Below are 1,805 nucleotides of genomic sequence, written 5' to 3'. Positions count from 1 at the left end.
TAGAATGACAATTGCTGACGCTCAGAATGACAAGCAGCAAAAAGGGAAGATGAGATGACGATTCAGATTCACACGCCGCTAACAGTTGAAACAGTATCATCCCTAAAATCCGGGGATAAGGTCGAGATTTCGGGGACGATTTATACGGCGCGCGACCAGGCGCATAAGCGGATTGTGGCTGCAATCGAGAACGGTGAGGCACTGCCGTTTGAGCTTGCGGGGCAGATCATATTCTATGCGGGCCCGGCACCTACGCCCCCGGGTAAAGCGAGCGGTTCGATTGGGCCGACGACCAGCGCGCGGATGGATGCCGTTACGCCGCTTCTCCTCGAGCACGGTTTAAAGGGCGTTATCGGCAAAGGCCCGCGATCCCAGGCAGTTAAGGATGCCTTAAGCAGGTACAACGCCGTCTATTTTGCGGCGACCGGTGGTGTCGCGGCGCTTCTTTCATCCTATATAAAGCGCGTAGAGCTTATCGCATACCCCGACCTCGGTCCCGAGGCGGTTTATAAACTTGAAGTCGAGAACTTTCCGGTAATCGTTGCGGCCGATGCGCATGGCGGCGATTTCTATGAGCAAAACCGGAGATTATATAAACGAGCGTAGAGGGATATCGTGTAGTTAAACTGGGCAAACTGCGCAAAACGAGCCATGTGCAATTGCCTAAGGAGGGCCCATAATAGGCGGCGCACCCATACTCACAGAGGGGACGAGCACAGTGATGCACGGCACAAACGGCACAAATGAAAGAAACAACATAAAAGACACACAAGACAAAAAAGATATAAAAGGCACAAAAGGTACAAACAGCCTTTTTATAACATTTGAGGGGATTGAAGGAAGCGGTAAAAGCACCCAGATGACGCTTCTCGCCAGCTACTTGAGTTCACGGGGGTACGACGTGACCACGACCCGTGAGCCGGGCGGCACGCCTATCGGCGAGGCGATCCGCGCGGTGCTGCTAAACCCCGATTTTACCGAAATGGATTACCGCACCGAAGTTCTGCTCTACGCAGCCGATAGAGCGCAGCACGTTGCCGAGCTAGTTAAACCGGCACTTGCGCGCGGAAGCATAGTGATCTCGGATCGCTACCTCGACTCGACAATCGCCTATCAGCACTACGGCAGGGGACTGCCGCTCGATTTCATCCTGGAAGTAAACGAGCAGGCCACCGAAGGCATCAAACCCGACCTGACGCTCTTGTTAACCGTACCTGTTGAGATCGGTCTGAAACGGGCGACCAAAACCATTGCGGACAGAATCGAGCGCGAAGACGTTGAGTTTCACGAGCGCGTTGAGAAGGGGTTTCAAGAGCTTGCAAAGCGCGAGCCTGAGCGCTGGCGGGTAATCGATGGTATGTCGACTGTCGACGAGATCCACACGCTCATCATCCAAGCAGTTGAACCACTCCTATGATATAATTTTCTCCTGTGAATGACCTTGCTAGTTGCTATAAACAATCCTATGGATGTGCTTATGGACGAGACTATTCTCTGGTCGAGCATTATCGGCCAGAATGATGCGATAGATAGAATTCTGCGTTCGCTTCGCTCCGAGGAGGGCAGCCACGCCTGGCTCTTCGTCGGCCCGCGCGGCGTCGGCAAGTGGACGACCGCAAAAGTTATGGCCGCGGCCCTCAACTGCCAGGAGAACGGCTGCGGGCGCTGCGTATCCTGCGGCAAGATCATGCGCGAGATACATCCGGATATCTTTTTGATCGAGCCCGAGGGCAACTTTATCCATATTGAGACGATTCGCGATCTCCTTCAAAGCGTCTCGCGTAAAAATTATGAAGGCAAGATAA

Annotated in this window: 2 protein-coding genes and 1 pseudogene; all 3 read left to right on the top strand. The window is 53.5% G+C overall.

The window, feature by feature from the left end; all coding sequences use genetic code 11:
* Window positions 1-51: 51 nt before the first annotated feature.
* Window positions 52-606, top strand: a pseudogene (locus COY37_RS03790) (FumA C-terminus/TtdB family hydratase beta subunit); the annotation flags it as partial.
* Between the two features lie 115 nt (window positions 607-721).
* Entirely contained in the window at window positions 722-1,417 is a 696-nt protein-coding gene (tmk, locus tag COY37_RS03785; protein ID WP_286677806.1) for a dTMP kinase, read from the top strand.
* 60 nt (window positions 1,418-1,477) lie between these two features.
* The coding region (locus COY37_RS03780) for a DNA polymerase III delta subunit-related protein (protein WP_286976196.1) at window positions 1,478-1,805 on the top strand (328 nt) is incomplete at its 3' end.

The organism is Candidatus Aquicultor secundus (assembly GCF_002791875.1).
Taxonomy (GTDB): Bacteria; Actinomycetota; Aquicultoria; order Aquicultorales; family Aquicultoraceae; genus Aquicultor_A; species Aquicultor_A secundus.
This window is presented reverse-complemented; position numbering and strand designations above follow the sequence as displayed.